General features: G+C 68.4%; 22 protein-coding genes and 1 pseudogene. 17 read left to right on the forward strand and 6 right to left on the reverse strand.

The features are described 5' to 3' along the window. Window positions 1-18 precede the first annotated feature (18 nt). Complete coding sequence (locus tag FAB82_RS06135) at window positions 19-1,737, reverse strand: acyltransferase (RefSeq protein WP_136533663.1); 1,719 nt, start codon at window positions 1,735-1,737, stop codon at window positions 19-21. Window positions 1,738-1,983: 246 nt separating this feature from the next. Here FAB82_RS06135 and FAB82_RS06140 point away from each other — a divergent pair, with 246 nt between their 5' ends. Beyond that, window positions 1,984-2,976, forward strand: coding sequence for a TRM11 family methyltransferase (locus tag FAB82_RS06140; protein WP_211116411.1), 993 nt, complete (start codon window positions 1,984-1,986; stop codon window positions 2,974-2,976). An 18-nt stretch (window positions 2,977-2,994) separates the two neighbouring features. Here FAB82_RS06140 and FAB82_RS27850 read toward each other — a convergent pair. Then, window positions 2,995-3,168 (reverse strand): annotated as a pseudogene (locus FAB82_RS27850) (IS982 family transposase); the annotation flags it as partial. 145 nt (window positions 3,169-3,313) lie between these two features. Between FAB82_RS27850 and FAB82_RS06150 the strand changes: the two are divergent. Continuing rightward, window positions 3,314-4,114 (forward strand): NPP1 family protein, encoded by an 801-nt coding sequence (locus FAB82_RS06150; RefSeq protein WP_136533667.1) that lies wholly within the window; start codon window positions 3,314-3,316, stop codon window positions 4,112-4,114. An 84-nt stretch (window positions 4,115-4,198) separates the two neighbouring features. Here FAB82_RS06150 and FAB82_RS06155 read toward each other — a convergent pair whose 3' ends face one another. Then, window positions 4,199-4,372 (reverse strand): substrate-binding domain-containing protein, encoded by a 174-nt coding sequence (locus FAB82_RS06155; RefSeq protein ID WP_136533668.1) that lies wholly within the window; start codon window positions 4,370-4,372, stop codon window positions 4,199-4,201. 138 nt (window positions 4,373-4,510) lie between these two features. On the opposite strand from FAB82_RS06155, the gene FAB82_RS06160 reads away from it, so the two are divergent. The 15 genes from FAB82_RS06160 to FAB82_RS06230 all read left to right on the forward strand — a co-directional run bounded on the left by FAB82_RS06160 (window position 4,511) and on the right by FAB82_RS06230 (window position 24,126). After that, window positions 4,511-4,834 carry a trypco2 family protein gene (locus FAB82_RS06160; RefSeq protein ID WP_136533669.1) on the forward strand — a complete coding sequence of 108 codons (324 nt, stop codon included), beginning with the start codon at window positions 4,511-4,513 and terminating at the stop codon, window positions 4,832-4,834. Between the two features lie 11 nt (window positions 4,835-4,845). Next, window positions 4,846-8,121: a trypsin-like peptidase domain-containing protein gene (locus FAB82_RS06165; protein WP_136533670.1), complete on the forward strand. Its 3,276-nt coding sequence runs from the start codon at window positions 4,846-4,848 to the stop codon at window positions 8,119-8,121. Between the two features lie 87 nt (window positions 8,122-8,208). Beyond that, window positions 8,209-9,321, forward strand: coding sequence for a hypothetical protein (locus FAB82_RS06170; RefSeq protein WP_136533671.1), 1,113 nt, complete (start codon window positions 8,209-8,211; stop codon window positions 9,319-9,321). A gap of 9 nt (window positions 9,322-9,330) precedes the next feature. Next, window positions 9,331-10,833, forward strand: a complete 1,503-nt coding sequence (locus FAB82_RS06175; protein ID WP_136533672.1) for an Hsp70 family protein — start codon at window positions 9,331-9,333, stop codon at window positions 10,831-10,833. Then, a complete protein-coding gene (gene grpE, locus FAB82_RS06180; protein WP_136533673.1) occupies window positions 10,833-11,324 on the forward strand; it encodes a nucleotide exchange factor GrpE in 492 nt (163 codons plus the stop codon). The genes FAB82_RS06175 and grpE overlap by 1 nt, the downstream gene beginning before the upstream one ends. A 459-nt stretch (window positions 11,325-11,783) precedes the next feature. Further along, window positions 11,784-13,469: an ABC transporter substrate-binding protein gene (locus FAB82_RS06185; protein ID WP_211116412.1), complete on the forward strand. Its 1,686-nt coding sequence runs from the start codon at window positions 11,784-11,786 to the stop codon at window positions 13,467-13,469. 5 nt (window positions 13,470-13,474) lie between these two features. Further along, a complete protein-coding gene (locus FAB82_RS06190) occupies window positions 13,475-14,452 on the forward strand; it encodes an ABC transporter permease (protein ID WP_136533675.1) in 978 nt (325 codons plus the stop codon). Beyond that, window positions 14,449-15,447, forward strand: a complete 999-nt coding sequence (locus FAB82_RS06195) for an ABC transporter permease (protein WP_136533676.1) — start codon at window positions 14,449-14,451, stop codon at window positions 15,445-15,447. The genes FAB82_RS06190 and FAB82_RS06195 overlap by 4 nt, the downstream gene beginning before the upstream one ends. Beyond that, entirely contained in the window at window positions 15,444-16,307 is an 864-nt protein-coding gene (locus FAB82_RS06200; protein ID WP_136533677.1) for an ABC transporter ATP-binding protein, read from the forward strand. Before FAB82_RS06195 ends, FAB82_RS06200 begins: the two co-directional genes overlap by 4 nt. Next, window positions 16,304-17,173, forward strand: coding sequence for an ATP-binding cassette domain-containing protein (locus FAB82_RS28335; RefSeq protein ID WP_136533678.1), 870 nt, complete (start codon window positions 16,304-16,306; stop codon window positions 17,171-17,173). Before FAB82_RS06200 ends, FAB82_RS28335 begins: the two co-directional genes overlap by 4 nt. A gap of 23 nt (window positions 17,174-17,196) precedes the next feature. Beyond that, a complete protein-coding gene (locus FAB82_RS06210; protein ID WP_136533700.1) occupies window positions 17,197-18,465 on the forward strand; it encodes an alpha/beta fold hydrolase in 1,269 nt (422 codons plus the stop codon). After that, window positions 18,462-19,907 (forward strand): aminopeptidase P family protein, encoded by a 1,446-nt coding sequence (locus FAB82_RS06215; RefSeq protein WP_136533679.1) that lies wholly within the window; start codon window positions 18,462-18,464, stop codon window positions 19,905-19,907. Before FAB82_RS06210 ends, FAB82_RS06215 begins: the two co-directional genes overlap by 4 nt. Then, window positions 19,904-22,597 carry a glycoside hydrolase family 127 protein gene (locus FAB82_RS06220; protein WP_136533680.1) on the forward strand — a complete coding sequence of 898 codons (2,694 nt, stop codon included), beginning with the start codon at window positions 19,904-19,906 and terminating at the stop codon, window positions 22,595-22,597. The genes FAB82_RS06215 and FAB82_RS06220 overlap by 4 nt, the downstream gene beginning before the upstream one ends. 94 nt (window positions 22,598-22,691) lie before the next feature. Then, complete coding sequence (locus FAB82_RS06225; protein ID WP_136533681.1) at window positions 22,692-23,372, forward strand: GntR family transcriptional regulator; 681 nt, start codon at window positions 22,692-22,694, stop codon at window positions 23,370-23,372. A gap of 181 nt (window positions 23,373-23,553) precedes the next feature. Further along, a complete protein-coding gene (locus FAB82_RS06230) occupies window positions 23,554-24,126 on the forward strand; it encodes an HD domain-containing protein (RefSeq protein ID WP_136533682.1) in 573 nt (190 codons plus the stop codon). Between the two features lie 15 nt (window positions 24,127-24,141). Here FAB82_RS06230 and FAB82_RS06235 read toward each other — a convergent pair whose 3' ends face one another. The 3 genes from FAB82_RS06235 to FAB82_RS06245 are packed head-to-tail and all read right to left on the reverse strand — an operon-like array spanning window position 24,142 to window position 25,847. After that, complete coding sequence (locus tag FAB82_RS06235; RefSeq protein WP_136533683.1) at window positions 24,142-25,026, reverse strand: metallophosphoesterase; 885 nt, start codon at window positions 25,024-25,026, stop codon at window positions 24,142-24,144. 27 nt (window positions 25,027-25,053) lie between these two features. Beyond that, window positions 25,054-25,482, reverse strand: a complete 429-nt coding sequence (locus tag FAB82_RS06240; RefSeq protein WP_136533684.1) for a barstar family protein — start codon at window positions 25,480-25,482, stop codon at window positions 25,054-25,056. Next, window positions 25,464-25,847 (reverse strand): hypothetical protein, encoded by a 384-nt coding sequence (locus FAB82_RS06245; RefSeq protein WP_136533685.1) that lies wholly within the window; start codon window positions 25,845-25,847, stop codon window positions 25,464-25,466. Before FAB82_RS06245 ends, FAB82_RS06240 begins: the two co-directional genes overlap by 19 nt. Window positions 25,848-25,955: the final 108 nt, after the last annotated feature.

Consider the following 25,955-nt stretch of genomic DNA (forward strand, 5'->3'; position numbering starts at 1 on the left):
TTACGCGGCGCCGAGTACTCATCTAATGCGCGGGAAGCGATTGTGGACGCCGCGCGGTTGATAGCCCAGCCGGTCGGCGACGCCCGCCAAGTCGCCGAGGTACCACAGGATCGCGAGCCACATCTCCGTGCCCTGCAAGCCGGGGGACGAGTCCAGGCCCCCGTTCGGCGGTGCGGCGAAACCGAAGCCTTCGCCGGGGATCCACTGCGCCAGTACGTGTCCGAGGAGTTCACGGGCCTTCGCCGCGACCTCCTCGGTGCGGTGGCCGGTGCGGCGGGTGAGCCACAGTGGATAGGCCACGTCGAGCACGTTGCAGGCATTGAGGCGGTCGGGCGCGAACCGGCCCGGATCGGCGAGGTGGCGCAGCACGGTGTCGATGACGCGCTCGGGGTGGGGCACCGGGATGCCGAACTGGCCGAAGGTGCCGCGCACGGCCCGGTACCAGCCGTTGACCGGTTGCAGCAGATCGGCGTGGTCGACGCGGCCCCACATGCCGGTGCCGGCATCGACATGGGTGAGCATCCAACCGAACAGGGCCTCTTCACTTCCGGTCGGGTTTCCATGCCCGCCAAGGCGATTCCAGGTCATTGCGGTTCCGAGGTGGTCGATCTGCGATCCCGCGTTCCAGGCACGGTTCTGCCACGGGAGGGCGTCGACCCAGCGGATCACGTCCTCGGCCGAGTCCGCGGGACGGAGTGAGATCGGGTGCGGGAAGGCGCTGCCGAGCAGGTCGAGCGCGTATCCGACGGTGAGGACGTGGTAGGCGGCCCCTCCTTCGTCCAGGTTCAGTCCGGCGCCGCGCAGGGCGCCGTCCGCTTCCAGGTAGCCGACGAGTCCGGTCTGCGGATCCTGCCAGGAGCGCAGCCGTTCGATCTGCTCCGCGGCGGGCAGTTGCACCGGCGCGGAGCCGATGAGGAGGTCGGCGATCTCGATGGCGTCGCATTGCGCGCGGACGGTCGGATCGGCGCCCGGCTTGTCGCTGAAGAAGCCGACCCGCGGATCCCAGTACCGTTCCAGCAGCTCGGCCGCCTCGGCGCGGACCCGGTCGGCGAACGCGGCGATCTCATCGCCGAGTGCACTGTCGCCGAGTCCGGTGCGGCCCTTCACATCGGCGACCGGCGCGAGTGCGGGGACGCGCCATTTCAGGACGCGGGCGGGATTGCCGCCGACGATGGCGCCCTCCGGCACGTCCCTCGTCACCACCGCCCCGGCCGCTAGGACCGAGCGGCTGCCGACTTTCACGCCGTCGAGGACGACGACGTGCGATCCGATCCAGACGTCGTCGCCGATGGTGATGCCCTGGGCTGCGATCCCCTGGTTGATGACCGTCGCATCGGGATCGGCGAAGACGTGGTTGAACGCGATGATGGAGGTGTGGGCGCCGATGCGGACGCCGTCGCCCATCGTGATCTCGCCGCGCACGACCGTATAGGCGTTGATCGTGCAGTCCACGCCGAGCTCGAGGTCGCCGCTGAGGTACGCCCCGGCGGCGACGTAGCTGCGGTCGCCCAGGCGCAGCCCCTCGTTCTGGATCGCGGCCAGCGGCGAGACGAAGCAGTCGGCGCCGAACCGGTAGCCGCGCTCCGACACCAGGGCCTCCTGGAGCCGGCGCTGACGGTCCTGTGTCGCTTGCGGAGCGGCGGACCAGAACCTCCACGGGGAGAAGTCGAAGTGATTGTCGTCGTACGGCAGGGCCGCCGAGTCGCGCTGCGATGCTGCCGTCAGGTCGGAAGACATCGAGCCTCCAAGTCGGGGTCGGGGGATGGCGAGACAACTATAGAGAGATCCAGTGGAAAGCGCTATACGGGATGCGGCCGCCCCGAGCTGGGAAGCGGTGATCGCCGCCATTCCCGTGAGCCCGCCGTGTGGTCGGGAGGTTCTCCGTTATCGTGGTGGCGCGTGTTTTCGCAGTTGGTGCTCTGGATTGAAGGTGTGTTGGGAATGCAGCAGTATGCGATGCTGGTGTCGCCGTCCGCTAATCGCGTGTATGCGAAGACCGCGGTGCAGATGATGGTGAGCGAGATCCGCATCTTCGACGAATTTCTTCTGGACGGTTCGATCAAGGACCTCGAAGAAGTCGAGATGGGCGGCATTCCCTACCTGACGTTTCACGGCGATTCGCTGAGCGAGCGCGACCTCCGCTGCCTGGCGAACGTGTCCTCGCTCTTCGCGCTGTTCAAAATCCACGGGTCGATGCTGGAGCCGATCGCGCTCTCCCGACTCGACCGGTACGAGAACGATCTGACCTCGATCCTGAAATACGTGGGGAAGACGAACGAGCACTTCACGAAGCTGCTGCTGAACGTGACGGCGGCCGCCGCCTTTCCGGCGGACCGGGTACTCAATTCGCGGTTCAAGGTGCTGGACCCGTTGTGCGGGCGGGGAACCACGCTCAATCAATCGATCATGTACGGATGGGACTCCTACGGCGTCGAGGTCGACAAGCGCGACTTCGAGGCCTATTCGGCGTTCATTCAGCGGTGGCTCAAGAGCAAGTCCATCAAGCACAAGGCAGTGAAGAGCCGGGTGAAGCGCGACGGCAGGGCGGTCGGGCAGCGGCTGCTGGTGGAGTTCGCCGCCACCAAGGAGCTGTACAAGGCCGGCGAGATGCAGACGCTCGAGATGGTCAGCGCCGACACGCTCCAGAGCGGACAGGTCTACAAGAAGCGGTCATTCGACCTCATCGTCACCGACGCGCCGTACGGGGTGCAGCACGCAGCCGTCGGCGCCGTCCGCTCACTGTCCCGCACCGCCAAGGAACTGCTGGAGCTGGGCATTCCCGTGTGGACCGAGCTGCTCCGCGGCGGCGGCGCGATCGGAATCGCCTGGAACACCCTCACGGTGAGCCGGGACGAGCTCGCGGCCATGCTGACCGAGTCCGGGCTCGAGGTCATGTCCGACAAGCCGTTCCTGGGCTTCGCCCACCGGGTCGACCAGGCCATCAACCGCGACCTGATCGTGGCCGTCCGCCCCTAGATGATTGATTCCTGGGGTTCAGTGGTCGTAGGCGGTCAGTGATCGTAGGACTGGTGCTCCGGTCTGGTCGTTGTGCCAGATGGTGGCGGTCAGGGCGAGGATCCGTTGCATGACGCGGGCGCAGACCCCTTGGGGTGTGCGCCCGCAGTGGCGTTCTAGGTCGAGCTGGGATTTGAAGGTCTGGTTGGCGGATATTCCACTTTTTCCCGATTTATGGATCTGTTTACTTAAAGCGTCAAGTAAATCTATGTCGGACCCATACGTTGTCACTGGTCGCCCCCGGCGGCCGTTTCACCTGATCAATCGCATTTCCACGACACCTAGATCGGAGATCCGCATGAGGACCATCCGCCGCTTCGGCGTGCTCGGGTTGGCAACCGCCCTGCTGAGCATGCTCTTGACCGTGGTGGCCGCCTCCCCGGCGTCCGCTGATACCCCGCTGCCGCACGGGTCGAGCCTCCAGTCGTTCGTCGACGCCTCGGCGCCGAACTGGAACTTCGCCCGCGCCAACCGCCGCGACACCTGCTGGCCGTCGGACCCGCTGCCGGGCGGCAACCAGTCGAGTGGGGCCACGCTCAAGGCCTGGCCCACCGCTGGCCAGGGCGGCTGCCCGGACCGGTGGAGCGACTTCCCGACCTTCTACTCGGTGGAGAAGTGCAACCCGACCGAGGTGCGAGTCAGTTACTCCATCTTCTTCAAGAAGAACGGTTTCGCCCCCGGCAAGCTCGGCCACGCCTACGACTTCGAGCGCATCGTCGTCATCTGGAACAAGGCCGGCGACGGCAACTGGTACCGGGAACGGATGCTGCTCTCCCGGCACGGCGGCTACGCCACCCAGGACTGGGACACCGCCGAGAGCTGGAACTCCTCGCTGAACAGCGCCGGGCTCGGCCGCGAGGTCCCGAGGATCTTCGTCGGCTGGGGCAGCCACGCGATGTTCAACCACCAGGGCGGACTGAAGGACGTCGTCTCGCAGTACACCAACAACGAGTACCGGCACGCCGATTACTCGACCTTGGCGTCGCACTGGCTGGTCGAGACCACGCCGCAGGTCGCCGCGCAGTTCAACCGGTACGACTGGGGCAAGGCGAACACCACCCCGGCCGTCATCGGCGACCAGCTCTGCTCGGCGGGTTAGACGCACATTGGACACCGAGGGCTCGGACGCCGATGCGCGTCCGGGCCCTCGGTCGCGTCAGTCGCCCCAGTTCGATGCCGTCGGTCACTGCGACACGATGGGGCGGACCGAGCCGCGGACGACCTGGGTGCCGAGGACGGTGTGCGGCGGAGGGCCGCCTTGGCGGGCGTGCCCCAGGGCGAGCCGCACGGCGGTGCGCCCGAGTTCCTCGTGGGGCTGGTAGACCGTGGTCAGGTTGATGTCCGCCGCTGGGGGCAGGTCGTCAAAGCCGGCAGCCGCGGGAGCGGAAAAATATCCTTGGGCACTGCGAACCTCCCCAAACGACGAGCACCCATCTAAAAGTCACGTCGGGAGACGAGACACCCGTGGCGGGCAGGGAATCGGTATCGTCGACGCATGTCCAACAGCCTGCCCCTCAGCGATGCCCTGGCCCACCTTCGCGACGAGTTGCGCGATGCCCGCCTGCAAGCCGACGACGAGCTCAAACTCAACATCACGTCGATCCAGCTCGACCTCGCGCTCGAAGTGCACACCGGCGTCGGCGCCGAAGCCGGCGCGAGCTTCTGGCGGGTCGTGACCGCCAAGGCCAGCGCCGACCGGGTCACCGATCGGGTGCACCGGCTGACGATGACCATCGAGCCGTCCATCGTGGATGCCTCCTCCGGGGACGAACGCGAGTTCGCGGTCTCGCCGCGCAAGCCCATCCCCGACCGCGACTAGGGCCCGCTGCCATGGCTGGACGGATCGGCCGCCATGCCGCCGCGGCGGTCAAGATCAGGATCAGGGCCGGCGGCGGCGAGGCGCTCATCGGCACCGGGCACCTGCTCGCGCCGGGCCTGGTGCTCACCGCGCGGCATGTGCTGCGGCATCTCGGCAACTCGTCCGACGCCTCCCGGCTGCGCGTCCGCGGAGGCGACCAGAGCGTCAAGGTCGCCGCCATGGTCGCGCTCGGCGAGCTCGACGCCGTCGGGCTCCTCGTCCCGGGCCTGAACGGGCCGCCCGGCCGGATCGTCGGCAGCGCGTTCCGCGGCGACAGGCCATTGGAATCCTGCTCGGTCATCGGCTTCCCCGAGGTCGGCTCCGACTCGGACCAGGTCCTGGCCGAATACCTCGAGGTCAGCGTCCTGCCCACCGTCGACGACCGGATCCCCCGGCTCGCGCTGGCCGTGCACACGCCGCTGCCGGTCGACCCGCGCTCCTGGGAAGGGCTGTCCGGCGCCGGAGTCCTGGACCCCGACGGGCACCTGCTCGGCATCGTCACCCACGTGCCGCTGCAATGGACCGGCCGGCTGCACGCGGTCCCGATCGAGCCGATCATGCGGGCCGCCGAATCCGCCTCCCCGAAATCCGCGCCCGTCAGGGCATTCATCGATCTGCCGCTGGTCGAGATCACCGGCGAGGACCCCCTCGTCGAGCCGGTCGCCCGGCCGCAGGCGGTCATCGGAGACGACCAGTCCCTGTTCGAGCTCCTCCACTACCGCAACCGCGCCGTCCCCTTCGTCACCGAGGGCGAGGCCGCCCGGATCATCACCGACTCCATCGAGTGGGTCCGCGCCCGGCCCGAAGAACCCGACGTGAGCGTCATGGTCCTCACCGGCCCGGCCGGCACCGGCAAATCGCGGCTCGCGGCCGAGATCTGCGACCGGCTCGCCCGCACCGACCGGTGGTGGCGCACCGGCTTCGCCGACTACGCCGAGCTGTCCACCGCCCGCCCGCCCTCCACCCCGCTGCTGGCCGTGTGCGACTACCCCGAGCGCCAACCGGAGGCCGTCGGGGCCTTCATCTCCCGCGCCATCAAGCTCAGGCGCGAGGGCACCCTGCAAGCGCCCGTCCGCGTCCTCCTGGTCTCCCGCACCCAAGGCGAGTGGTTCGACCGCATCCGCGATCACGCACCCGGTCTCGATGCGCTGGTGGGACTCCGGGCCGAGCTGCCGCTGAGCGGCTTCAGCGAGGAGACGCAGGCGGCGCACGCGCAGCAGGCCTACGCCTCCTTCGCCCTCCGCTTCGGACGCGACGCGATGGCCCCGCCCGGCCTCGAACGCTACGATCGGCCCCTCACCATCCACATTGCCGCGCTCATGGCCGCCTCCGGTGAGCCGCTTCCGGATCCGTCCGAGGACGACCCCGCGCGGGCGCTGCTGGACCAGCTCATCCGCCGCGAGAGCCGGCGCTGGCTCGCCTTCCGCGACGACGGCGGCGGCCAGGTGTTCACCGACCTCGACCGCGGCATGGAGGCACTGTGCGTCTCCACGCTCACCGCGCCGTTCAAGGCGCACCTGCCCGAACTGCTCAAGGCCGTGCCCACCCTCGCCGACGCCCACACCGAACGCCGCAGCACCATCGCCGACGCGCTCCACGAGCTCTACCCCGACGGGAAGCGCCGCGATGACCGGGCCGACCCGCGCGTCGCCCCCGTCGAACCCGACCTCGTCGCCGCACACCTGTTGGCAGGCACCGCATCACGCTCGCAGATCGTGCGAAACCTCGTTGACTCCAATGTCCTGCAACGGTATCCGGCCTACCACGCCCGGCTCATGCACGCGCTGCTCCTGGCCGCCGACGAATACCCCCAGGTCGAGTCCGACCTCAAGGACCACCTCGCCACGTCCTTGTCCGCCCTCACCGGCGCCGCGGCGCACACCGAGCTCGCCGAACTGCTCGAGAGCAGCCTGCTGCAACTGGTCGCGATCGCGGTCCGCAACGCCGCCAATGACCGCGACCTGACCGCTGCCCGGCACCTGGCGCTCGCCCTGGACCTGCCGCACAACCTTATCGAGTCCACTGTGGCTGAGAATGCGATCGCGCTCCTCGCCGCATCGGTGGTCCCGACCACCAATGCGGCCCTGGCCGGCCTCGGGTCCGCCCTCGCGGGCACCGCGGTGCGCTACTGGCGCTCCGCCGACACCGAATCGCCCGACAACGAGACCACCGCCAAACTCGCCGACGCCTCCGCCGAACTGGGCATCTGGCAGGAACTCGACGACCGCCACCAGGCCGCCTACATCTCCAAGCAGCGAGCCGTCGACCTCTACGAGCAACTGGCCGGCGACGACGATCGGTTCATCCCCGATCTCGCCCGGGCCACCAATAACTTCTCCATCGCCACCGCCATCGCCGGCGAATGGCCCACCGCCCTGCGTCTGGCCCAGCGGGCCGTCGAGCTGTGGCGGTACTCCGACGAGCACCTGTCCGGCGACTACCGCGCCAGCCTGGCCCTCGGGCGCTCCAACCTGAGCCTGTCCCTCCTGGACGCCTACCGACCCGAGGAAGCGCTCGGCATGGCCGGCCGGGCCGTGCGCGCGTTCGAGCAACTGTGCGGCGACGACCCCGACCAGCACCTGCCGAACCTCAGGCGAGCCCTGAACGCCCACGCCGACAGCCTCGCCGAGGTCGGCCGACCCGCAGACGCGGTCACCGTGGACGAACGCGCCATTGAATTGGCCGAGGAACTCGCGCGCGGCAACCGGAGCGCGCACCTGCCGGACCTGGCACGAGCGGTCACGAGCCTCGCGATCCACCTGGAATCCGCCGGCCGGCCACGCGAAGCCCTGGCGCCCCGCCGGCGCGCGGTCCACCTCTGGAAGGAGTCCACCGAACGGATGCCCGGTGCCTACGGACCCGAATACGCCGGGGCGGTGGGCGACCTCGCCCTGTACCTGTCGCGAGAAGGCCAGAAGACCCAATCCCTGACCGCGTCGAACCAGGCCGTGGACATCGCCGACCGATACGCCCGCGCCGACCGCCACCGCTACCAGCCGATCCTCGCCGCCGCGCTCGACACCGCGGTGACCGTGCGGCTCAACCTGAACGCGGAGCTCACCAACGCGCTCTACCTCGCCGACCGGGCCGTGTCGATCCTGACCGAACTCGCCGCCGCCGACCCCCGCGCCTTCGCCGAACGCCTCGCCATCATGCGCGACGCCCAGCGTCAAATCCACCGCCGGCTCACCCGAGCGGGTGACAAATGGACGCAGGATGGGAGAACCCCCTTGGCTCCCAACGGATAGAATGACCGTCAAAGGTCACATCGAACCGGATCCCCAGAACCCACGTCTCGGACACCCTCATGCCCAATCACCCCTCCGGAGGTGCCAATGGACGATCTGTACGCCGTAATCGGAATCGCCCCCTCATCTACCGCCGAAGCGATCGAAACCAAGATCAAAGAGCAAGCCCGCCTGTGGAACAAACGGGTCAACTCGCCCGACATCAATAAGCGCCACGAGGCGGAGAACATGATCCGCCTCCTCGACCAGGCCCGGGCGACCCTGCTCGACGAGGCGAAGCGCGCCGAATACGATCGCGAACTCGCCGCCGACCAATCGCGCCGGCTCCCCGAACAGGCGGCCCCGACCGCCGGGATCAACTGGCTCGACCGGGCCGAGACCGCACTCGCGAGAAACGACTACTCGTCGGCCGCGTACGCCGCCAGGCAAGCCCGCGAACTCCAAGGCGAATCGGCGCCGGTGTGGGCCGCCCTCTACCGCTCCAACCTGGGCCTCGGCAACTTCCAGGACGCGCTCTACGAAGCCCGCCAGACGCTCCAGTACGACCCTGACGACCCCGACGTCCACCTCGATCTCGGCTTCATCAACGAGAACCTCGGCGACCAGCCGGCCGCATTGGCCGCCTATCAGGACGCCGCGCGGCACCCCGACCGCAGCGCCCAGGGCCAGATCGGATCGGCGGTGGTGCTGGCGCAGATGACCCGCCACGACGAGGCTCTCCCGATCCTGGAGAATCTCTACTCGACCGCCCCGCCCGAATTGGACCGGAACGTCACCGGCGACTACCTGGCCGAGGTGCTCATCCTGTCCGCGGAGGCGGTTCCGGCCAATCGCGACGGGGACGAGTACTACATCACCTCCTCGATGGAGGTGGCCGCTATGGCCCCCAGGTCGACCCGCGCCCTTGAAGTGGCCCACGACCCCGAGGTTCGCGAGCGCGCCCGGTACCTCGACAACTACGTGAGGTCGGTGCAGCAGAAGCGGTTCTGGCCCGGATTCCCCGTCAAGAACACCGTGCTCGCGGTGATCGTCTTCTTCCTCGCCTCCTCCTGCTCGAGCCTGTCGGAGAGCGCGGGGCTCATCACCTTCTTCGCGCTGGTCGGGTGCGGCCTCTACATCTGGTACCAGGTGTCGAGCCGCTACAAGTACCAGTGGGAGATCAACGCCATCACCCTCCGCATGAACCAGAACGGCTACTGAGGACGCATCATGACAATGGGAATCGACCTGGGCACGACCTATTCGGCGTGCGCGACCGTCCACGAGGACGGCGTGCCCGAAATCCTCGAAGGGGAGTCGGGCCGGCTCACCCCGTCGGTGGTCTTCTTCGACGGAAGCCAGCCGCTTGTCGGCGTCACCGCCAAGAACATGGCCGCCGTGGATCCCGGCAACTACGTGGAGCTCGTCAAGCGCCGCATGGGAACCCGCACCGTCGTCCATACCGATGAGGACGACAAGGACTACTTCCCCGAGGAGATCTCGGCGGTCATTCTGCGCCATCTCGCCCAGAACGCATCGCGGCACCTCGGAACCGAGGACAAGGACGTGGTGGTGACCGTCCCCGCCTACTTCGACGACGCCGCCCGCACCGCCACCAAGGACGCCGCCAAGATCGCCGGGTTGAACGTGAAGCGGCTCATCAATGAGCCGACCGCCGCCGGGATCGCCTACGGTGTCGCCAAGAACAAGGAGGGCACCTACCTCGTCTACGACCTCGGCGGCGGGACCTTCGACGTCACCGTCATGAAGGTGAGCGAGGCCGGCATCGACGTCATCGCCACCGGCGGCAACCGGTCCCTCGGCGGATTCGACTTCGACAACCTGTTGATGATGCGAGTCAAGGAGGACGTCGAAGGCCAGGGCGGCCCCGACCTCCTCGACACCGGGGCGCTCGAGGCGACGCTGCGCGGCAGCTGCGAGGAGGCCAAGCGCCGCCTCACCCAGCTGTCCAAGACCACGGTGAACACCACCGCGGACGGCCGCGTCTACCGGACCCCCATCACCCGCGACGACTTCGAATCGGCGTCGGCGTCGCTGCTGCGCCGCACCGAGGACATCGTGGAGGAAGTCCTAGACGAGGCCGGCATGTCGTGGAAGGACATCGACGACACCCTGCTGGTCGGCGGCTCCACACGCATGCCGATGGTGGCCGCCATGGTCGAACGGCTCTCGGGCTCGCGACCCAGGGCGGACGCCAACCCGGACGAGGTCGTGGCCATCGGCGCCGCGCTGCTGGCCGCGAGCCTCGACGCCGACGAGGCGGGGGCGCGACGGACCACGCCGCTGGTCAGCGATGTCACCTCCCACGGCATGGGCATGCTGGTCCAGGACCCGCACACGAAGCAGCTGTACAACTCGGTCATCATCCCCAAGAACTCGAAGATCCCCTGCGAGTACCGCGACACGTTCTTCACCGTGGTCGACCGCCAGGAGAAGCTCGACTTCGAGATCACCGAGGGCGATTCGCGCGAGGTCGAGGACGTCGAGGTCCACCATGTCGACACGCTGAAACTGCTGCCGGGCCTGCCGGAGGAGTCGCCGATCCGCGTCACCATGCAGTACGACGTGGACGGAACGATTCACGCCGAGGTATACGACGTCACCAACGACCGGCCGCTGGGCGACTTCCACCTGCCGCGGCCGAACAATATGACCAGCGACCAGGTGGCGCAGGCGGTCGATCGACTGCGCTCGATGCCGGAGGAGGAGTGATGGTCGACGGCGGCGAAACGCCCGTGCCCCAGCGGATTCTGGAGAAGCTGGACGCGATCTCGGAACTCGTGGGGGAGCAGTCCGAGCACCTGCGGCTCGAATCGAACCGCAAGCAGGCCATCATCGCCGACCAGTCGCGGCGCCTCAAGGACGCCGAGGGCGGGCTGTTCCGCGAACTTCAGCTGCCGCTGGTGAGCGCGATCGGCTCCGTTGTCGACCGGCTGCACGCCTACGACGGACCCGACCCGGTCCTGGCGGACTCGATCCGCGAAGAACTGCTGGAGGCCCTGGCCATGCTCGACATCAACCCGGTGCCGACGACCGGCGGGTTCGACGTCGGTCTCCATCAGGCGGCGAAGATCGTGGACGATCCGAATCTGCCCGACGGGGCGATCGTCGAAGTCTGGAAGGGCGGCTGGAGCCGCGCCGGAACGGTGATTCGGCACGCCTCGGTGGTGGTCAACAAGCCGTCCAGGGCCGGGGCAGCCTAGCACCGGATCGGTCGTTGCGAAATCGTGCACAAGATTCGGTCGAAAATCAGTGGTGTGTGATATGTTACTGCCACACGAAGGCGGTAGCACGGAGAGCGGATGCGTTCGCAGCCGTTCGTCCCACCCCGATTCGGAAGCCCCGCCATCCCTGGGGAATCCGGATCAAACCCGCGGACGAGCGCGGTCCGCGCGCGACATGCGCGGCGGCTCGAAGGCGGGACGCCTGCGGCGCATGCGGAACGGCGATCCGTATGAGCCACAGTGGTATATCACGTGCTACAGCGACGATCGGTGCAGATGCCGCAGGGGCATCGGAGCCGCGGTGTCGCCGTTCCGAACCGCCATCGCGAGGGCATCGCTGCCCGCAGGTTCATGGAAGCCCCGAAGCCAGCAGCTCCGGCGCCCCGCTCGGATCTCCGAGGCGGCCGACCGGCGCGACGAACCGATAGGAACTCCCTCTTGAACAAGCATTTGACCCGCGCCCCGGCGGCGATACTGGCGGCGGCACTGCTGCTGACCGGTTGCAGTGGCGGAACGGACGACTCGGGTGGCGGCGGCGATGACCCCGTCACCGGAGGAACCGTCCACATGCTCCAGAACGCCGACTTCTCCTACCTCGACCCGGCCCGCGGCTGGGACGGTGGCGTGAACGCCTTCTACCGACTCATCTACCGCGGCCTCACCATGCAGGCTGCCGGCGACTCCGAGGATCCGAACGCGATGGTCCCCGACATGGCCGAGAGTCTTGGAACGCCCTCGGAGGACGGTCTGACCTGGACCTACACCCTCAAGGACGGCCTGGCGTTCGACAATGGCGACCCCATCACCTCCACGGAGCTCGCCTTCGGCATCTCCCGCACTTGGGACCCGGAGATCGGCATCGGCTCGCCGTATCTGCGCAATGTCATCGACGCCCCCGAGGACTACCAGGGGCCCTACATCTCGGGCGAGAGCAACCCCTCGATCGAGACGCCGGACGAGAAGACCATCGTCTTCAACCTCATCGAGCCCTTCCCGGAGTTCGACAACGTGGTGGCCCAGGTGAACGCCGCGCCCTTCCCGGTCGGCTCCGGCGCCGGTGACGAATTCATCAACGACGTCATCGCCTCCGGTCCCTACACTGTCGACGCCTACACCCCCGGCAGCGCCATCACGCTGGTGCGCAACGAGCACTGGGACGCCGACACCGACGACGTCCGCAAGGCCTACCCCGACGCGTGGGAGTTCGAGATCGGCCTCGAACCGGCCACGATCGACGAACGGCTCATGGCCGGACAGGGCACCGACGCCAGCGCCATCGGCGGCAAGGTCCAGCCCGCCACTCTGGCGCGCCTCCAGGACCCCGCGCTGGCCGACCGCGTCATCAGCGCGGAGGCCTACTGCACCACGTACATGGGCATGAACATGACCAAGGCTCCGTTCGACCGGCTCGAGGTCCGCCAGGCGATCAACCTGGCGATCGACCGCGACTCGCTGGTGACGGCCTCGGGCGGCAATCAGCTGGCCGAGCCGGCCACGACGATCATTCCTCCGGCCGTGAACGGGCACAAGGACTTCGACCTCTACCCGAGCGAGAACCACGCCGGCGACCCGGAGGCGGCGGCGGCGCTGCTCGCCGAGGCGGGCCTCGAGGACGGCTTCAGCTTCACGCTCGACATCCGTTCGCAGGCGGTCATGCAGGCGCAGGCCGAGTCGATCCAGCAGGCGCTGGAGCCGCTCGGCATCGAAGTGAAGCTCAATGTCATCGACACCTCCACCTACTACGAGACGATCGGCACGCCCTCGCAGCAGAGCGACGCGGCCATCACCGGTTGGTGCCCGGACTGGGCCTCCAGCGCGAGCACCATGGTCCCGCCGCTGGTCGACGGGCGGGTGATCACCGACAAGGGGAACACCAACCTGGCGCAGATCAATGACGAGACCCTCAACGCCCGCATCGACGAGATCAAGGCCATGACCGACATCGACGCGGCGAACGCCGAATGGGGCGAGTTCGACGAGGAGGCCATGGCCCTGGCGCCGATGGCCCCGCTGCTGTGGGAGCCGAGCGTCTTCATCCCCGGTGAGAACATCGCGAACTACATCCCGAACACCAGCATGACCGACCTGACGATCATCGGGCTCAAGGACCCGTCCCAGAGCTGATACCGATGACCTTCACCTCGACTGACCTCGAAGTCGAAGGCGCAGCGGCGGGTGGCGAGACGGCGGGAGATCCCGCGCCGTCCTCGCCGCCCGCCTCGGGGCGACGCCTCGTCCGCGCCTTCCTCCACGATCGCGCGGCACTCGCCTGCAGCGTCTACATCCTGCTCATCATCCTCATGGCCCTGGCCGCGCCGCTGCTCGTCAAGCTCAGCGGCTGGGGACCATTGGAGTTCGACCAGAGCGCCGTCGACCCGAACCTGGGCGGACTCCCGCTCGGGACCGCCGGCGGCGTGAGCGCCGAGCACTGGTTCGGCGTCGAGCCCGGCAACGGGCGCGACATCTTCGCCCGCATCGTCTACGGCGCCAGGGTGTCGATGACGATCGCGCTGTTGGCGACCGTGCTGACGAGCGTCCTCGGCGTCGTCTTCGGACTGCTCGCCGGGTACTTCGGCGGGCGCGTCGACATGGTGATCTCCCGCGTCATGGAGTTCCTCATGGCGTTCCCGGCGCTCATCTTCATGATCGCGGTGCTGTCGGCACTGCCCGCCGAGAACCGGCAGTTTCTGCTCGTCGGGGTGATCTCGTTCTTCGGCTGGCCGTACCTGGCCCGCATCATCCGGGGGCAGACCATGTCGCTCAAGGAGCGCGAGTTCGTGGAGTCCGCGAAGGCGTCTGGCGCCACGAGCATCCAGATCATCTTCAAGGAGATCCTGCCGAACCTCTCGTCCACGATCATCGTGATGACCACGCTCGCGGTGCCCGGCTACGTCGGAACCGAAGCGGGCCTGTCGTTCCTGGGCGTCGGCGTCGTCCCGCCGACCCCGTCGTGGGGGCAGATGATCGCCAGCTCGGTGCCCTGGTACGCCGTCGATCCCGCCTACTTCCTGTTTCCGGGGGCCTTCCTGTTCCTGCTCGTGCTGTCGTTCACCGTGCTCGGTGACCGCGTCAAGAAGATCGCCGAGTCCGGGGAGGGCCGGGCATGATCCGCTTCCTGCTCAACCGGGTGATGGGGATGGTCGTCGTGCTGTTCCTGGTGTGCCTGTTCACCTTCGTCATCTTCTTCGTCCTCTCGCCGGACCCGGCGGTGCAGATCTGCGGCAAGAACTGCACGCCGGAGGTGATCGACCAGCTCCGCGCGAACCTCGGTCTCGACCAGCCGTTCTGGTCGCAGTTCTGGACGTTCGTCTCGGGGCTGTTCGTCGGCCGCACCTACGGGAGCGGACCGAACGCGATCGACTGCGCCGCACCGTGCCTGGGATATTCGTTCCAGACCAGCCAGCCGGTCTTCGACATGATCGCCCAGCGGCTGCCGGTCTCGGCGACCGTCGCGATCGGCGCCGCCATCCTGTGGCTGCTCGCCGGGGTGAGCGCCGGACTCGTCAGCGCCGTGCGCGAGGGCAGGTTCGCCGACCGCTTCATCACCGGGCTCACGCTGACGGGCATGTCCATCCCCAACTACGTGCTCGGCCTGTCATTGCAGTTCCTGCTCGTGGTCACGCTCGGTTGGCTGCCGTTCCCGCAGGCGGTGCCGTTCTCCGAGGATCCGGTCCAATGGTTCTCGAACTACCTGATGCCCTGGATCGTGCTCGCCGTCGGAGCGTCCGCCGTGTACACGCGGCTGACCCGCGCGAACGTCATCGAGACCCTTCAAGAGAACTATGTGCGCACCGCGCGGGCGAAGGGACTCAGCCCCGGCCTGGTCTGGCGCCGGCACGCGCTGCGTCCGGCGCTGACCCCGATCGTCACGATCTTCGGCATGGACTTCGCCGGCCTGCTCGGCGGGGCACTCATCACCGAGACCGTGTTCGGGCTCAACGGCATCGGCAAGATGGCCGCCGACTCGATCACCAAGAACGACCAGCCGGTCATCATGGGCGTCACCTTGCTCGCGGCGTTCTTCGTCGTGATCGGCAATATGGTGGTCGACCTGCTGTACACGGCCATCGACCCGCGAGTGCGAGTGGGGAGCGCGGCATGAGCGAGACACCAAGGGACACCGAGAACCTGCTGCGAGTTCGGGACCTGACGGTCGGGTTTCACACCGCCGCAGGACAAGTCGACGTGGTCAAGCAGCTCGACTTCGACCTGGCCCGGGGCGGCGCGCTCGGGATCGTCGGCGAATCGGGCTCGGGCAAATCGATGACGAGCCTGGCGATCATGGGGCTCCTTCCCAAGGGCGCCAGCCGCTCCGGGTCCATCGAGTTCGACGGGACCGAGCTGACGACTCTCCCAGAGCGGGCGATGCGCTCGATCCGCGGTGACCGCATCGCGATGATCTTCCAGGACCCGCTCTCGTCGCTCAATCCCTATTACACGGTCGGCACGCAGATCGCCGAGGCCTATCGCTCGCACCGCAGCGGCGTGACCAGGCGCCAGGCCCGAAAAGTGGCGATCGAGGCGATGGAGCGGGTGCACATCCGTGACGCGGCCCGCCGGGTCGACCACTATCCGCACCAGTTCTCCGGCGGCATGCGGCAGCGGGTCATGATCGCGATGACCCTCAGCATGGAACCGGAGCTGATCATCGCGGACGAGCCGACGACGGCGCTCGACGTCACGGTGCAGGCGCAGATCCTCGACCTGCTGGCCGAGATCCGCTCCGACACCGGCGCCGGCCTCATCCTCATCACCCACGACCTCGCCGTCGTCAGCCAGGTCACCGACCACCTCGTCGTCATGCGCGACGGCGACCTGGTCGAACAGGGCGCCGCCGAGCAGATCTTCACCGACCCGCAGCGGGACTACACGCGCATGCTGCTCGACGCCGTGCCGCGCATCGACGACGAGATCGGTCTGCTGCGCACCCTGACGGCCCCGACCGCGGAGGAGGAATCGTGAACGACGCACCAGAACCGCTGCTGCGGGCGAGGAACCTCGTCAAGGAGTTCGCCACCGGCGGCGCGGGCCTCTTCGGCCGCTCCGCGAGATTCCGTGCGGTCGACGACGTCTCGCTCGAAGTGCGGACGGGTGAGACGCTGGCACTCGTCGGCGAATCGGGCTCGGGCAAGTCCACCACCGCCCGGCTCATCGCGCGGCTGCTCGACACCACCGGCGGCTCCATCGAGTTCGCCGGACGCGAGGTCCACCGCCTCAGCGGAAAGGCGCTGCACGCCTTCCGGGGCGAGGTGCAGGTCATCTTCCAGGACCCGTACTCCTCGCTCAACCCCAAGCACTCGGTCGAGCGGATCGTCACCGCGCCCCTGGTCTACCAGCGGCGCCGGATCCCCGGCGGCGCAAGGGACTTCACCAAGGAACTCATGGAGCGCGTCGGCCTCAATCCCGACCATTCGGCGCGCTTCCCCTCCCAGTTCTCCGGCGGGCAGGCGCAGCGCATCGGCATCGCCCGCGCCCTCGCCGTGGGCCCCAAGCTGATCATCGCCGACGAGGCCGTCTCGGCGCTCGACGTCTCCGTCCAGGCGCAGGTCATCAACCTGCTGCGCGGACTACAGGAAGAAGAGGGATTCAGCTACCTCTTCATCGCGCATGACCTCGCGGTGGTGCGGCAGATCGCGACGCGCGTGGCCGTCATGAACGGCGGCCGCATCGTGGAGGAAGGCGAGCGCGACCAGGTGTTCGGCGCGCCCCGAGACGAATACACCAAGAAACTTCTCTCCGCCATCCCGCGCATCAACCCGGAGTGGGACGCGAGGCGCCGTGAGAACGAACGGGCCCGTCGGGCCAGGGAACAGGAGGCCGCACTGTGAAAGAGGCGCACCTGGAGTACTCCATGCCCGGCATGTGGGTACGCGAGCAACACCTCAAAGTCCCCCTGGACTGGTGGGGCCGAGACGCAGGCGAGATCGAGGTCTTCGTCCGCGAGATCGTCGACCCCGACAAGCAGGGCGACCAGCTGCCGCTCCTCACCTACCTCCAGGGTGGACCCGGCGGAGCCAACCCGCGCCCGGTCGAAGCCACCGGCTGGCTGGCCGAAGCCCTGGAGCACTACCGCGTCGTCCTGGTGGACCAGCGCGGCACCGGGCGCAGCACCCCGCTCGACGCCCGAATGATCGCCGAACTCGGAGACGCCGAGGCCGGCGCGGACCACCTCGCCCACTTCCGGGCCGACTCGATCGTGCGCGACCTCGAACACGTCCGCACCACCCTCTACGAAGGGCGGAAGTGGGCGACCCTCGCGCAGAGCTACGGCGGCTGGCTCACCCTCGCCTACCTCTCGCACGCCCCCGAGGCCGTCGCCGCCAGCTACGTCTGCGGCGGCATCCCCGGGAACCCCATGAACGCCGACGAGGTCTACCGGCGCACCTTCGACCGGGTCGCGGACAAGACCGCCGAGTACTACCGGCGCTACCCCCAGGACGTGGACCAGGTCGCACGCATCGCCGACCGGCTCGCCACCGCACCCGTGCTCCTGCCCGACGGCGACGCGCTCACCGTGCGCCGCTTCCAATCCCTCGGCATCGACCTCGGGATGAAACCGGGCATCGAACGGATGCACTGGCTCGTGGAGGACGCGTTCGTGACCGGCGACCGCCTCTCCGAAGGCTTCCTCGCCACCGTCCTCGCCCGCACCTCCTCCGCCGCAAACCCACTCTTCTGGACCCTCCAGGAGTCGATCTACGGCGACGGCGCCAACGGCCCGACCGCCTGGGCCGCGCAGCGCGAACGCGACCGCCGCCCCGAATTCGATGAGGACGTCCGCCCGCTCCCGTTCACCGGCGAGATGGCCTTCCCCTGGATGTTCGAGGAGGTCAGGCTCCTGCGCGGCTTCGCACCCGCCGTCCACACCCTCTCCGCACAACGCGAATGGAGCCCGATCCTCGACCCCAATCGCCTGGAGCACAACCAGGTCCCCGTCGCGGCGGCGGTCTACTACGACGACATGTTCGTCGACTCGGGCCTGCAACTGGACACGCTCAAAGGACTCGGCAACTCCCAGGCCTGGGTGACCAACGAGTTCGAACACGACGGCATCGGATCGGGCCGGGTCCTCACCCGCCTGCGCGAAATGGTTCGCGACCGAGGAGGAGAACTGCGATGACCACCGAGAACCGACCCCCGTACGCGGGCACCCGCGCCCCCAAACTCACCGAAGTGCCGGCATTCACCGACCACATCGCGACCGGATGGGGCGACGAACCCGTCCCCGCCACCCCCGTCGACGGCGCCGCAGCGGCCGCCGCCTCCCACCGATTGCGGCTCAGCGAACGATTCCCCGGCGAGACCATCGTCGTCTCCGCCGGCACCGCCCCGGTCCGCAATGACGACAACTCCTACCTCTTCCGCGCCGACAGCGACTTCGTGTGGCTCACCGGCTGCCAGGTCGAAGGAGCGATCCTCGTAATGACCGCCCGCCCGGGCGGCCACGACGCCCATCTCTACCTGCCCCCGCCGTTCCGCCCCGGCGAGACCGGGTTCTTCGCCAACGCGCTCCACGGCGAACTCTGGGTCGGCGCGTCGCCGGGCCTGCGCGAATGGGCCGAGGCACTCCAGATCACGGTCGAACCCGTCACCGCCCTCGACGAACTCAGCGGACTCAAGGGGGCGCTGGCGAGCGAATCGGTGAGCGAAGCGCTGGTCTCCGAGCACGGACTCGAACGGTCCGATTCGCTCGGGCGGCAGCTCTCGCGGCTGCGAATGGTCAAGGACGCGTGGGAGATCGGCCAGATGCGCTTCGCGGTCGATGCCACGGTGGAGGGCTTCGCCGAGGTCGTCCGGGAGATTCCGCGCGCCGTCCGCGACGGACTCGGCGAGCGCTGGCTCCAGGGCACCTTCGACCGGTACGCGCGCACTGTCGGCAATGGCGTGGGGTACACGACGATCGTCGGCTCCGGCCCGCACGCGCCCGTGCTCCACTGGGTCCGCTGCGACGGCCCGGTCCTGGCCGACGCCGCGCTCCTGCTCGACATGGGCGTGGAGGCGAACAGTCTCTACACGGCCGACGTCACCAGGACGATCCCCGCGAGCGGCACCTTCAGCGTCGAGCAGCGGCGGGTCCACGACCTGGTGGAGAAGGCGCACCGCGCCGGAATGGCGCAGATCCGGCCCGGCACGGAATACCTCGACTTCCACTTCGCGGCAATGGAAGTCGTCGCCCAGGGCCTGCACGACTGGGGCCTGCTGCCGGTGTCCGTCGATGAAGCCCTCTCGCCGCAGGGCCAGCACCACCGGCGCTACCTGGCCTGCGGCATCGGGCACCACCTCGGGCTCGACGTCCACGATTGCAGCCACGCCGAATTCGAGGACTACCAGGGCGCCGAGCTCGAACCGGGCGTGGTGATGACCGTCGAGCCGGGACTCTACTTCCACGCCAATGACCTCACCGTCCCGCCGGAACTGCGCGGCATCGGCGTGCGGCTCGAAGACGACCTGCTCGTCACCGAGACCGGCGCCGAGGTGCTGTCCGACGCCCTGCCGATCGACGCGGCCGGAATCGAGACCTGGACGAGGTCGCACCTGCACGGATCGGAACAGCCCCGATGACGGCCCCTTCGGTGCGGCCCTTCGGACTCGACGCGGTCCGCCTGGACGACGGCAGCGTGTTCGCCCGCGTCCGCAACGAGCTCCTGCACCTGGCTCGTGTGTATCCCCTCGACCGCCTGCTGGCGGTCTTCCGCCGCAATGCGGGCCTGGACACGCGCGGCGCTCTCCCTCCCGGCACCTGGGAGGACTTCGGGCATCCGAACGAGGAGGCCTGGAGCGAGGGCGATTACCCGGGGCGCGAGTTCGCCCAGACGGCCAACCTGCTCCGGGGCCACTACGCCGGCCACTTCCTCTCGATGCTCGCCATGGCCGCGGCGGGGGAGCGCGACGGCTCCCTCTCCGCCAAAGTGGACGATTTCGTCGCGGGGCTCGGCGAGGTCCAGACCGCGCTCGCGGCAACCGGCCGGTACTCGCATCCGGGATTCCTTGCCGCCTACGGCGAATGGCAGTTCTCCCGGCTGGAGGACTTCGCCCCGTACGGCGAGATCTGGGCGCCCTACTACACCTGCCACAAGCTCATGGCCGGACTGCTGGACGCCTTCGAACTCACCGGCAACAACCAGGCACTCGATATCGCCACAGCCATGGGCCACTGGGTTCACCACCGGCTCTCACGGCTCGATTCCGAACGCCGCCAGCGCATGTGGGAGCTCTACATCGCCGGTGAATTCGGCGGCATGAACGAGACCATGACGAGGCTCAGCACGGCCGCCGCACAGCCGCAGTTCCTCGAAACGGCATCGTTCTTCGACCAGCAGAACCTCCTCGACGCGGGCCCTTCGGGAACCGATGCGCTCACCGACGTCCACGCCAATCAGCATCTGCCCCAACTGATCGGCTACGTCGAGGAATACGAGCGCACCGGCGAGCGCCGCTATCTCGACGCGTCGATCGGCATCTGGGACCAGATCGTCCCGGGCCGCATCTACGCGCACGGCGGCACCGGCGAGAGCGAGCTATGGGGTCCTCCCGAGACCGTCGCGGGCGATGTCGGGCACCGCAACGCCGAGACCTGCGCCAGTTACAACCTGCTGAAACTCGCCCGGAAACTGTTCGGGCACACGCTCGATGCGCGATACATGGACTACTACGAGCGGACCGTCCTCAACCACATCCTCGGATCGCGAAAGGACACCCGCTCCACTGGACCACTTCGGGATGGGAGTCCTGAGGTCACCTACATGTTCCCGGTGCACCCGGGGGCGCTGCGCGAGTACGACAATGTCGGCACCTGCTGCGGCGGCACCGGCCTGGAGAACCACGTCAAGTACCAGGACTCCATCTACTTCCAGGCGCCGGGCGAGCTGTATGTCAACCTGGCCATCGACTCCGAACTGGACTGGGAGGAGGCCGGCCTGCGCGTCAATCTGGAGTCGGGTTTCCCACTGGGGGACCAGCTCACGCTCCGCCTCGAAGGCCCCGAACCGGACTCGGTCGAACGGACCATCCGGCTCCGCGTCCCCGCCTGGGCCGCAGGCGAACCCGAACTGAGACTCAATGGCGAACCGGTCAAGAGCACCTTGGTCCCGGGGGAGTACACGGCCCTCACCCGCGCCTGGCGCCCGGGGGACGAACTGCGCCTCACCGTCCCCGCGGCCCTGCGCGCCGAGGCGACCATCGACGACCCCCGCCAGTGCGCGCTCATGCTCGGGGCGACGCTGCTGCTGGCCCGGTCCGATGCGACCACGGCGTTCTCGTTCCCGCTCGCCGGACGGCGGGCATTCGACGGCTCCCTGATCACCGGGCGGACCGGCGCCGAACTGCTCGCCGAGCTCGCCCGGGAGGGCACGATCGAGCTCGACGGCGTCAGGTTCGAACCCAGCTGGTCCGGCGCGGAGAGCAAGTACCACATGTACGTGCGTTCGGACGACGCCGAGATCGCCTTCGGAGGCGTCGGCACCGGCGTCCCCAACCGGGTCCGCGCAGGCGGCGGCACCTTCGTAGACGAACTGTGGTCGGTCGGGACCTTTATAGACCGCGAGACCTTCCTCGACCGGGTCGCCGCCGTGGCCAACCGGGTCCGGTCCGAGGGCCTGCTCGGCCGCGGCGAGCTCGCCGCGGTCCTGGTGGGGGCCGCCGGGTTCGACGGCGCCACCCCAGACCCGCTCCCTCTCGCGCCGGGAACGGTGTCGGCACCGACCACCGACCTGGGACGAGTGCCCCCGGCGGTCGCGATCGAAATCCTCGAAGACCCGGCCCCGTCGGGCTGGTTCACCACCGCGCCGACCGTGTGCCTGCGCGGCTTCGACGTCGACGAGCCCTCGGACCAGGGCGAGCAGCTTCGCCTGGAGCTGCGGGTCTCCGGCGGCGAGTGGACCCCGTACGAGGGGCCGGTGCCGCTCTCGGTCGAAGGCGTTCACCACATCGAGGCCCGGGTATCCGACGCCGAGGGGCGCACGGGAATGACGAGCCGGGAGGTGAGCGTCGATACAAGTGCGCCGCTCTCCCGCGCGACGGTGAAGGACCTCGGGGCGAGCTTCGAGATCACACTCCATGCCGCCGACGACGTCTCGGGTGTCGAACGCATCCAGTGGGAGGGACCGGGCACGTTCTGGGGAACCTTCCAGGAGGCGTTCGTCCGGGCGATCGGGGACGAACCGCAGGTCATCGAGTTCGCCGCGACCGACCGCGCGGGCAATGAGGAACCGCGCCAACGGCTCGTACTCCCCGGAAGCGACGGCTCACGATGAGCACGGGAATCGACTGCCGGGGAGGACTCACGGTGTACGCTGCAACGCGACGGCGGCCGTCTGGTGCCTGCGTTAGTGAAGGGCGAGCGGAAGAGTGACGTTGTCATCGATCCAACGGTTGGAGCCGGGCGAGAGCCTGCGGACGCGAGTGGAGCGGACCCTCTCCACCGCGATCATCTCCGGCGAGCTCGCACCGGGAACCCTCCTGACTGTCCCGACGTTGGCAGAGCAGTTCGCCGTGTCGGCGACGCCCGTGCGAGAGGCGATGCTCGATCTGGAGAAGCGTGGCTTCGTGGAGCCGGTGCGGAACAAGGGTTTCCGTGTCACCGTGGTCAGCGATGACCTGCTCAACGACATAGTCGAGATCCGGCTGCTGCTCGAACCTCCCGCGATGGCCCGCCTCGCCGGGGAGTTCCCGATGGACCGCCTGGCGGAGTTCCGGGCCGAGGCCGACGACATCGTCACCGGTGCCCGCGCCGGAGACCTCACCGCCTACCTGCTCGCCGACCAGCGCTTCCATCTCGAATTGACCTCGCTGCTCGGCAATGCGGTGCTGGTCGACACGATCGCCGAGCTGCGGGCGCGGACGCGGCTGGTCGGGCTCGTCTCGCTGCTGGAGACCAGCATGCTCGACGTCTCGGCGCGGGAGCACCACCTGCTCCTCGACCACCTCGCCGCGGGGGACGCCGAGGCGGCATCGGACCTGATGCGGCAGCACATCAGGCACGCCGTCGGCTGGTGGGCCGGCAAGGCTGAGGAAACCGCGGGGGAGTAGCCACCCGCGGCATCCCTGCCGTTCTTCTGAGCGGTCCCGGTAACGGTGGTGCCGGACTTGGTCATCTCCAGAAGCGGGAGGAGGCGGGGCATCAGCCGGGTATCGGAACCGTCGAAGCGGGAACTACGCTCGGTGGCCGAGGGCCTTGCCGGCCTCAGATACCGCTAGCGAAGGGCAGGCCATGACCGAACTCGCCGGTACCGCCGGATATCTACTCGAAGCAGGATTGCTCAAGCGAGCCCGCCGCTCGGGCTGGTGGATCGCGGGAATCCGCGATCCGGAGAGCATCGCCGAACACAGCTGGCGGGCCGCGCTCACCGGCATGGTCATAGCCTGTCTCGAAGGCGCCGACCCAGCTCGAACCGCGATGCTCTGCGTCCTCCACGACACGCCTGAGACCCGCATCGGCGACATTCCCAAGATCGGCAAGCACTACCTCACCGCCATCGCCCCCGAAGACATCGCGGCCGATCAGACTGCCGAGTGCCCCGACCGCGTCGCCGAGACCATCCGCGAGGCCGTCGCCGAATTCGAAGCAGGCGAGACCCCCGAGGCCATCTGCGCCAAGGACGCCGACAAGTTGGAGTGCCTGATCCAGGCCGTCGAGTACCGCCATCAAGGCGTCTCGACCGTCGGCCGTTGGATCGAAAGCAGCCTTGGGGCACTGAAGACCGACGTCGCCCGCGAACTAGCTCAGGAAGTCCTCGGCGCGGAACCACTCAGCTGGGAGCAGACTCGCCACAACCCGAGGTAGCGGATCTCCCACTGCTCACCCCTCCGCGCCGAGTCTCCGTAGTGCCTCCCGCAGTTCCTCGCCGCCCATTTCGAACAGGATCTCCCCGGCGCGGGGGTCGCGTCCGGGCATCGTGTGGAACACCGGTGCGCGCAGGTCGGTGAGGTCGGCCAGGGTCGCCGCCGCGCCTCGGACGTACCGCACCGTCTCGTCCCCGCAGGCGAGGTCGCGGCGGTTCACCACGCCCGGCCCCACCCACACCATCGCCTCGCCCAGGCGCCCCGCCAGCTGGAGGTGGTAGTGCCCGCAGAGGATCACGCGCACGTCGGTCCCGGCGATGGCCTCCGCCAGGTCCTCGGGATTCAGGAGGGTCGGGGGCCGTTGCACCGCACTGGGATGCAGGATCGGCGGGTGGTGGAAGGCCAGCGCGGTGCCCTTCGCCGCGGTTTCGGCCAGGACGCTGCGCAGCCAGTCGAGTTGGCCCGCACCGAGATGTCCGTGTGGCTCCCCGGGCACGAGCGTGTCCAGGGTGATCAGACGCAGTCCGTTCAGCACGCTCACCGCCGCACGTTCGCCTCCCGGGGAGTCGAAGGACGCCGAGGCATGGTCGTGGCCCTCGGCGTCGAGGTGGCCGCTGCCCAGGACCGTGGCGAAGCCGGTCCGGTCGTCGGTATTCCCGGTGCTGAAGATCGTGGGGACGCCGCGCTCGCGGGCGAAGGCGCCGATCAGGTCGCGTGCCCTTTCGTAGGCCTCGACCGAGCCGTCATCGGCGACGTCGCCGGTCACCAGGACGGCGTCGATGTTCCGGACGGGTTCCAGATCGGACAGCAGGCCGCGCAGCGTTTCCGTGGCATTCACCCCGGTCTCGTGGAGTTTGCCGCCGGCGGCCAGGTGGGTATCGGAGAGGTGGAGGAGCTTCATCCCACCGAGGATAGGCACCGCCCGCTTTCAGTTGCAGAGGATCGGGAAGGTGGCAGGGAAACGCGGATCCCCCGAAGTGGGGAGGTCGTTCAGCACGTCGAGCAGGATCCTCAGGTCATTCGGTACCGAGTTGCGGAGCAGCGCAGGGTATCCGGAGATAATCAGCAAGACGTCGGCTTCGGGGTCGGTGCGGTAGGGCAGCTCATCGAGGCAGTCGGTGAGTGCGTCCCAATTGCGTCCGAAGTAGGCGGGGAACTCGCAGGCGGCGGCGAGGCCGTCGAGGATCGCGTACTTGTCCCCGGCGATCCACTCCCCGCGAACGGTGATGACCCGCTCGGCCGGTCCGACCGCTTCCAAGGTGTCGGAGGCGCAGTCGGCGTGGGCGAGCTGGGGTCGTATGTGCCGGTATGCGATGCCGTGCGAGTCGAGCCGGTCGGTCAGTGGAACTCGATCCATTCCTCGTCATCACTGCCCAGGACCATCGGACTCTGCGGGTTGAACATCGACAATGTGGCCGTTTCCGCGAGTTCATAGATCCGCGCGGTGGTCTTCTGCGGCACGTCCGGTCCGAACTGCACGATGACGCCGTGCGCCGAGATCCTCGTCTCCGGCCGGACCTCATCGACGGGCACGAGGTCGGGGACCAGGTTGAGGTAGAGGTCCAGCCCGAGCGAGGGCAGGTCGTTGATGAACTCCCGCAGCCACGGATCCGCTTCCGCTACGGTGACCGGCTCCCGGAACAGCACGATGGCCGCGTACCGCTCCTGGGCCTCTTTGACCGTCGAGAGTCCGATCTCCTTCCAGAACACCAGCTCACGCATGGGTCAGCTCCTTCCCAGAGGTCGACATCCCCCTAGGCTACCCAGCGTCGGCCAATGCAGAGCTTCGCCAAGACCGCTCGGAGGCCGATGCCCCGCTCAGGCATCGGC

The sequence above is a fragment of the Glycomyces buryatensis genome (genome assembly GCF_004912275.1).
In the GTDB taxonomy this organism is placed as follows: domain Bacteria; phylum Actinomycetota; class Actinomycetes; order Mycobacteriales; family Micromonosporaceae; genus Glycomyces; species Glycomyces buryatensis.